The 6,946-nt window shown below is 66.0% G+C and carries 8 protein-coding genes; 3 read left to right on the forward strand and 5 right to left on the reverse strand.

The features are described 5' to 3' along the window. From AC6RA4_RS21970 to AC6RA4_RS21980, 3 genes are all read left to right on the forward strand, one after another. Positions 1-170: SDR family oxidoreductase (locus AC6RA4_RS21970; RefSeq protein WP_500163950.1), on the forward strand; the 170-nt coding region annotated here is incomplete at its 5' end. 129 nt (positions 171-299) lie between these two features. Beyond that, entirely contained in the window at positions 300-1,349 is a 1,050-nt protein-coding gene (locus AC6RA4_RS21975; RefSeq protein WP_500163938.1) for a patatin-like phospholipase family protein, read from the forward strand. A gap of 220 nt (positions 1,350-1,569) precedes the next feature. After that, positions 1,570-1,827, forward strand: a complete 258-nt coding sequence (locus AC6RA4_RS21980; RefSeq protein WP_500163940.1) for a YjhX family toxin — start codon at positions 1,570-1,572, stop codon at positions 1,825-1,827. A gap of 37 nt (positions 1,828-1,864) precedes the next feature. Here the strand turns inward: AC6RA4_RS21980 and AC6RA4_RS21985 are convergent, their stop codons facing one another. The 5 genes from AC6RA4_RS21985 to AC6RA4_RS22005 all read right to left on the reverse strand — a co-directional run bounded on the left by AC6RA4_RS21985 (position 1,865) and on the right by AC6RA4_RS22005 (position 6,884). Continuing rightward, positions 1,865-2,893, reverse strand: a complete 1,029-nt coding sequence (locus AC6RA4_RS21985; RefSeq protein ID WP_500163942.1) for an extracellular catalytic domain type 1 short-chain-length polyhydroxyalkanoate depolymerase — start codon at positions 2,891-2,893, stop codon at positions 1,865-1,867. Positions 2,894-3,045: 152 nt separating this feature from the next. Beyond that, positions 3,046-3,741: a DUF502 domain-containing protein gene (locus tag AC6RA4_RS21990; protein ID WP_500163943.1), complete on the reverse strand. Its 696-nt coding sequence runs from the start codon at positions 3,739-3,741 to the stop codon at positions 3,046-3,048. Positions 3,742-3,820: 79 nt separating this feature from the next. Then, positions 3,821-4,738, reverse strand: coding sequence for a pseudouridine-5'-phosphate glycosidase (locus AC6RA4_RS21995; RefSeq protein ID WP_500163945.1), 918 nt, complete (start codon positions 4,736-4,738; stop codon positions 3,821-3,823). Beyond that, on the reverse strand, positions 4,735-5,628 hold the full coding sequence (locus AC6RA4_RS22000; protein WP_500163947.1) for a PfkB family carbohydrate kinase: 894 nt from the start codon (positions 5,626-5,628) through the stop codon (positions 4,735-4,737). Before AC6RA4_RS22000 ends, AC6RA4_RS21995 begins: the two co-directional genes overlap by 4 nt. Positions 5,629-5,873: 245 nt before the next feature. Further along, entirely contained in the window at positions 5,874-6,884 is a 1,011-nt protein-coding gene (locus AC6RA4_RS22005; RefSeq protein ID WP_500163948.1) for an IS30 family transposase, read from the reverse strand. Positions 6,885-6,946 lie beyond the last annotated feature (62 nt).

Here is a 6,946-nt window from a genome sequence, read left to right on the forward strand (position 1 = left end):
ACATGAGCGAGGAGGAGGTGATCGAGAAGGTCATTCTCGACCGCCAGCCCTCGAAGCAATTCGCCACCACCGAGCAGATCGGCGGCACCGCGGTGTTCCTGTGCTCGGACGCGGCAGAGCAGATCACCGGCACCACGATCTCGGTCGATGGCGGCTGGACGGCGCTCTGAGGCGGTGAACGCCGGGCAGCCCTGAACAAGGGGGCGGGAGGGGCGCTGCCCCTCTTGGCCCGCCGGGCCAATTCACCCCGGGATATTTTCAGCCAGAAGAAGACCGGGTCTTCGTTGAAAGGGTCAGAGATGACGCGACGGATCAATCTTGCCCTGCAGGGCGGTGGCGCCCATGGCGCATTTACCTGGGGCGTGCTCGACCGGCTGCTCGAGGAGGAGGATCTCGAGATTGCCGGGATCTCGGGGGCCTCGGCCGGCGCGCTCAACGGGGCGGGGCTCAAGGCCGGCTTGGTGCGCGGCGGGCGCGAAGGCGCGCGCGAGACGCTGGACTGGCTCTGGCACGAGGTGGCCGGGCTGCGCGACATGACGATCCCCGAATGGATGCATGCCTGGCTGCCCAACCCCGGCATGGTGAGCAGCGCCGTGCAGTACTCGCTGCCCTTCGCGGCCGGCGAGGCGGTCGGGCGGATGCTCTCGCCCTATGCGTGGGGGCCGCTTTACCGCAACCCGCTCGAGCGGGTCCTGCAGCGCATGGAATTCGGCGATATCTGCGCCGAGGCCGGGCCGGAGTTCTTTGTTTCGGCCACGGCGGTGCGCGACGGCAAGGTGCGGGTCTTCGAGGGCGACAAGCTTTCGCCCGAAGCGATCCTCGCCTCTGCCTGCCTGCCGACGCTGTTCCAGGCGGTGGAACTGGACGATCCGGAAACCGGCGCGGTGGAGGCGTTCTGGGATGGCGGCTATTCCGGCAACCCGGCGCTGTTCCCGCTGTTCAAGGCGGCGCTGCCCGATGACCTGGTGATCGTCAACATCAACCCGATCATGCGCGAGACGGTGCCGGTGACGCCGCCGGAGATCCAGAACCGGATCAACGAGATCAGCTTCAACGCCGCGCTTCTGCGCGAGCTGCGCGCCATCGAGTTCGTGCAGCGCCTGATCGAGGCGGGCTCGGTCAAGGAGGGCGCGATGAAAAAGCTGCGGGTCCACATGATCGCCGACGACGTGCTGATGAACGAGCTGTCGGTGGCGACCAAGATGGTGCCGCTGCCCTCGGTGGTGGCGCAGCTCAAGGAGGCCGGACGCCGCGCGGCGGGGAGCTTTCTGACCGAGCATGGCGAGGCGCTGGGGGTCCGGCAGACCGCCGACCTGCGGGCAATGTTCTCGTCTCCGATGCGCCACTGAGGACACAGAGCGACGGGCAGGGCGCGCGGACGGGTTGAAAACGCGCCTGCGGATGCCCTAATGCAAGGGAAGAGCCGGGGATGTCCCGGAGCGATGGAGACTTGATGCTGGAGATTGCGGGCAACCGCGCGATCCGTTCCTCGGATCGCTGAACCCAAACGCGTCGTCCGAGCGTAGGCCGGACGGTGCGATGCTTTGCGTTCAATCCACAGGCATCCCCATGAACATTTCCAAACACGAACAGCGCGTGCTTCACGTGCTGGCACAGGGTGGCGCGATCCGTTTCGACCGCGCTCAGAACGGCAAGGTGCGCGCGGTGAGCTGCATCACCCGCGACGGCTTTGTCCTGACAGACTGCACGCTGCCGGTCTTCGAGCGGTTGCGACGACGCCGCCTCATCCGGTCGCGCAGCGGGCAGCCCTACCGCATCACCCGCAACGGGCTGGAGAGCGTGCGCGCGCAGCTCGACAACCGGTGACCCGGCGGGCCCGGCGGCGTGTGTTGCGTCGTCGGGCCTAGTCCGTGAGGCCCCAGAACCGCGCGATGCGCCGCACGGCGCAGATGCCGCTGTCGGAGATGAAATCGGCCTCGATGCCGCAGCTCTCGGGCGTGCCATCGGCGTCGATGGGCACCGCGTGGGGGAAATCTTCGAGGCTCCAGGTTTCGAGCCGGGCGGCACCGGCTTCGTCGCGGAAGACGCTACGCGTGGCGCGGCCAAAGGTCTCGCTGACGTCGGGCTCGGTGTCGAGGCCAGCCACGGTGGTCCATTGCTCGGTGAGTTCCTGCAGGTTCGCGGGATCGACGGTCTCGTCGCCGAGCCCCTGCCAGATCGAGATCAGAGGCCAGTCGGCGGGCTCGGTTTCGAGGGCGTCGTGGATGTAGCTCGCCCAGTCCTCGGGTGCGCGGTCGGTGGCGCTGAAAAAGCGTGTGATGCCGCAGGCATAGCTGGCATCGGCCCCGTCCTGCGCGAAGAGGTTGTAGTGCAGCGTGTACCAGCTGAAATCGAAGATCCCGGCGGGCCGGTTGCAGCCATAGGGCAGCCCGGCGAGGATCGCGCCGCCGGCGAAGCGGTCGGGGTAGTTGGCCAGCATCACCGCGCTCATGCCGCCACCGGCGGAGAGCCCCAGGACATAGACCTGCGCCGGATCGGCGCCCTCGCTGGCGAGGGTCTGGTCGATCATCTGCAGGATCGAGGCGCTTTCACCGTCCCCGGGCAGATTGTCATCCTCGTCGTACCAGCGGAAGCAGCCGCGCTCCATGTTGTCCTCGCGCTGCTGCGGCAGCAGGAGCAGCGCGCCGAGATCGTCGGCCAGCGCGGTCAGGCCGGTCTCGTCGTCGAAGCTTGCGGCGCTCATCAGGCAGCCATGCAGCGCGACGATGAGCGGCGGTGCGCTTGCGAGGTCATCGGGACGGTAGAGAAAGGCATCGAGCGCGCCCGGGTTGTCGCCGAAGCCGGTCAGCGGGTCGAGCGCATGGGCCGGGGAGACGGGCAGGGCGAGAGCGGCGGAAATTGCCAGGGTGAGACGGCGAGGTGAGCAAAACATGCGGTCATCCTTCGGAAAATTTCTCAACAGGAATGCGCGAATTCTTCCATAGGCTGCACCATGACGCCAGCGCATCGCGCCGTCCCGAAGGCCCGTAACCCTGCCTTGCGCAGAACCGCGCCAGATGCCGTTTGCGATGGCGCGTCCGGCGCTCAGGACGCCTTGCGCACCGGCTCGACGCGGGGTTTCCCACCCGGACGCTCCGGCGGATAGACGAGGCCGGCAGAGATCACCAGCTTGGCGGCGTCCTCGATGCTCATGTCGAGCTCGACCACGTCTTCCTCGGGGAAGAACAGCAGGAAGCCCGAAGTCGGGTTCGGCGTGGTCGGCACGAAGACCGAGGTCAGCCCGGCCATGGTCTCGGCGCGGTCGGCAACCTCGCCCTTGGCTTGCGTGGAGATGAAGCCGATGGCCCAGATCCCCTTGCGGGGATACTGCACGAGGCAGGCCTTCTCGAAGCTGCGCTCGGACTGGGCAAACACCGTCTCGGCGATCTGCTTGATGCCGGAATAGATCGAGCGCACCACCGGCGTGCGCTCGACGAGGGTTTCGGCGAAGCGGATCAGCGAACGCCCGATCAGCCCCTTGGCGATCCATCCAACGAGGATGGTGAACACCAGGAAGAAGATCACGCCGAGGCCGCGCAGGTTGATGCCGATATAGGCCTCGGGGTTGAACTGGTCGGGGATCAGCGGCAGCACGAAGCCGTCAACCCAGCCGAACATGGTCCAGATCAGCCAGATCGTCAGGCCGATCGGCGCGATGACCACAAGCCCCGTCAGGAAGCTCGCGCGCAGCGAGGCAAGCAGGCCCGGCCTGCGCGGTTTTTCATCGAAGGGGGTGTTCATTGTCCGTCCCGAAGCCGAGTGCCCGAATGAAGGTAAGCGCTCGGTCTCCGGTCTACAATGATGCCACGAAAGCGAAAGCTCAATTTCGGGGCAGGGCGCTCATTTCCTTGGCGATGCGCGCCCCGAGCCGCGCATTGTTCAGGACCAGCGCGATGTTGGACTCGAGCGAGCGGCCTTCGGTCAGCTCGAAGATGCGCTGCAGCAGGTAGGGCGTGAGATCCTTGCCGCGGATGCCGTGGGTCTCGGCATCGGCATTGGCGCGCTCGATCACCGGGGTCATCTCGGCACGGGCGATCTCGGCCTCGACGGGGATCGGGTTGGCGACGAGCTGGCCGCCGGGCAGTCCGAGCGCGGCGCGCATGGCCTGGGCCTCGGCGATGGCGCGCGGGCTGTCCATGCGCAGCGGCGCACGCAGACCGGCCTCGCGCGACCAGAAGGCCGGAAGCTGATCCTGACCGTAGGCGATCACCGGCACGCCGAGCGTTTCCAGCACTTCCAGCGTCTTCGGCAGGTCGAGGATGGCCTTGGCTCCGGCGCAGACCACGGTGACGGCGGTCTGGGCCAGTTCCTGCAGGTCGGCGGAGACGTCGAAGCTCTGCTCGGCACCGCGGTGCACGCCGCCGATGCCGCCGGTGGCGAAGGTCGAGATGCCGGCCTGTGCGGCGGCGATCATGGTGGCGGCCACGGTGGTGGCGCCGGTGCGGCCCTGCGCCATGCACACGGCGAGATCGGCGCGGCTCAGCTTGGCGACGCCGCGCGCCTGCGCCAGCGCCTCGAGCTGAACGTCCTCGAGACCGACGCAGAGCTCGCCGTCGATCACAGCGATGGTCGCGGGCTCGGCGCCTTCCTCGCGGATCACCGCCTCGACCTTGCGGGCCATCTCGAGGTTCTGCGGCCACGGCATGCCGTGGGTGATGATCGTCGATTCCAGCGCGACGACGGGGGCGCCCTTGGCGAGGGCGTCGGCGACGGCGGCGGAAAGTCTGATGAGGCTCATGAGGCGATGTCTCCGGAAACGTAGGCTGCGGCGGCGTCCAGCGCGAGGGTCAGCGCCTCGGCCCGCGCCGCGCCGCGCAGCTCTGCCACAATATGCGCCGCCATGAAAGTGTCGCCGGCACCGGTGACGCGGGTGACGAGCACCTCGGGAGGACGTTCGGCCACGAGACCCTCGGCGGTGGCGTCGCAAGCCGCGTCGCCGCCATTGGTCACCACGGCACGCGCGGCGCCGCGTTCCACAAGCTTTGCAGCGGCTTCCGGGGCGCTCTTGAAGCTTTCCTGACAGAGCAGGCCGGCTTCCTCGAGGTTCACGTAAAGCACGCCGCGACCGGCGCGGAGGAACGGCATCAGGCGCTCGGCCTTGCCGGGGCTCGCGGGCGCGATGCGCATGTCGGCCTCCGCGAAGGCCGCGTCGCGCACGATCTCGTCGAGCAGGGTTTCCTTCAGGTTGCCGTCGAGCGCCACAGATCCGGTGAACGGCGTCTCGGGCGACCCCAGCGTGCCGTCAGAGAGCGGGCGCAGGATGCGGGCATCGGCGCGTTCGAGCGAATGGGCATCGGCGATGGCGGCGATGAGCCCGTTGGCGCCTTCGACCGCCATGTAGCGATCGGTCGGAAGGTCTTCGGAACGATAGAGAAACCGCGTGTCGCAGCCGAGCTGCTCGCAGGCTTCCGCCAGTTCGTGGCCCTCGGGATCCTGACCGACGGCAGAGAGCAGCGCCGGGCGCAGCCCGAAGCGCGCCAGCGTCATCGCGATGTTGAGCGCCACGCCGCCGGGCAGCCGGGTGATGCGGCCGGGCACGTCGGAGCCTTGCCGCATGTGACTGGCAGAGCGACCGATCACGTCCCAGAGGACGGAGCCGATGCAGAGAATGTCCGGTGTATCTTTCATGAGGATGTTTTGACCGAGCCGGGATGATCCGACAAGTGCAGAGGCGATTTGGTCCGGGCCGCGCCGACAATCCATCCGGGCAGACAGGGATTGATGCACCAGAGCGACGAAAACAGCCTGGTTTCCCGTTCCGTATCAACGGCTCAGCCTATATCGTTGAGGGACCGGGAGGGATGCGCGAGGGCGCGCGTGCAGCCCGCCGGATCTGTGAATTCATGCTGAAGTGCAAATTCAGATATGCCGTTTTATTCCAATCGGTTCTGGATTTCCAAGAGCTTGCTTTCGAAGACCTCCGCTGGCGTATGGTAGCCCAAGCATTTGCGGGGGGTGGAGTTGAGGCGATGGCAAATCGACCTCAAATATCGATTTGTCAGCGCGGTCGGTTCGGTTGATCTGGGGAGGTACTTTCTGAGCCTGTTGTTCGTGTTCTCGACGGTGCCTTTCTGGTACGGCGCTTGCGGGTCGCAGAACCACGCATCCGCGCCGATCCCTGCTTTTAGATGCTTCCACGCCGAGAACTCTGTCCCGCGGTCGAAGGTGATCGATTGCCGTGCGTCTGCGGGCAGGGGAGCCAGCCCCTGAATGAGGGCCTCCATGATCGGCCTGGATTGGCGATCCTCGTTGCGCATTACGACTGTATAGCGCGTGACGCGTTCCACCAGGGAGGTCACATTGACCTTCCCGTGCTCCTTGCGGAACATCAGCAGATCGCACTCCCAATGCCCGAACTCAACGCGTTCTGCGATGCGCTCGGGCCTGTTCGACAGGCTTTGAGAATCGAAGATATGCGCCCGATTGTGCCTGCGATAGCCACGCGGCCTGCGGCGACGGCGGTGCTCCGGCAGATGCCGATAGACCTGTTCGTCGCGGCCATCCTTCGAATAGGCGAAACGGTAGATCGTCTCATGGCTCACGCGGATTGGATGCCGTTCGAGCCGCATCCGGCCAGCGATCTGTTGGGGAGACCAGCCGGCCTTCAGGCGATCCATGACGGCAACCTTCAACTCGGGATGCACGATCAGCTTGCGATGGATGGCCCTGCGCTTCTCGTACATGCCCTGGGCGTTCATCGCGTAGTAGCCATTCAGCTCTGGCAGTTCCTTGTCAGAGAAGAAATTCCGCTTCAACTCGCGATAGATCGTGGACGGAGCGCGTCCCAGCCGATCCGCTATTTCCGGGACTGACATTTTGCCATCCCGCCACTTGGCAATCTTGATCCGGTCTTGGAAACTCAGGTGAGGATAGCAGCGGCCCATTGAAAAACTCCATGCAATATTCTGTTTTCATACAGAATTTGCACTTCGGATGTGAATCCACC

The organism is Salipiger sp. (assembly GCF_059781815.1).

Coding starts and splice junctions, on each gene's coding strand:
- AC6RA4_RS21975 (WP_500163938.1), top strand. CDS start 300: ATGACGCGACGGATCAATCTTGCCCTGCAGGGCGGTGGCGCCCATGGC.
- AC6RA4_RS21980 (WP_500163940.1), top strand. CDS start 1,570: ATGAACATTTCCAAACACGAACAGCGCGTGCTTCACGTGCTGGCACAG.
- AC6RA4_RS21985 (WP_500163942.1), bottom strand. CDS start 2,893: ATGTTTTGCTCACCTCGCCGTCTCACCCTGGCAATTTCCGCCGCTCTC.
- AC6RA4_RS21990 (WP_500163943.1), bottom strand. CDS start 3,741: ATGAACACCCCCTTCGATGAAAAACCGCGCAGGCCGGGCCTGCTTGCC.
- AC6RA4_RS21995 (WP_500163945.1), bottom strand. CDS start 4,738: ATGAGCCTCATCAGACTTTCCGCCGCCGTCGCCGACGCCCTCGCCAAG.
- AC6RA4_RS22000 (WP_500163947.1), bottom strand. CDS start 5,628: ATGAAAGATACACCGGACATTCTCTGCATCGGCTCCGTCCTCTGGGAC.
- AC6RA4_RS22005 (WP_500163948.1), bottom strand. CDS start 6,884: ATGGGCCGCTGCTATCCTCACCTGAGTTTCCAAGACCGGATCAAGATT.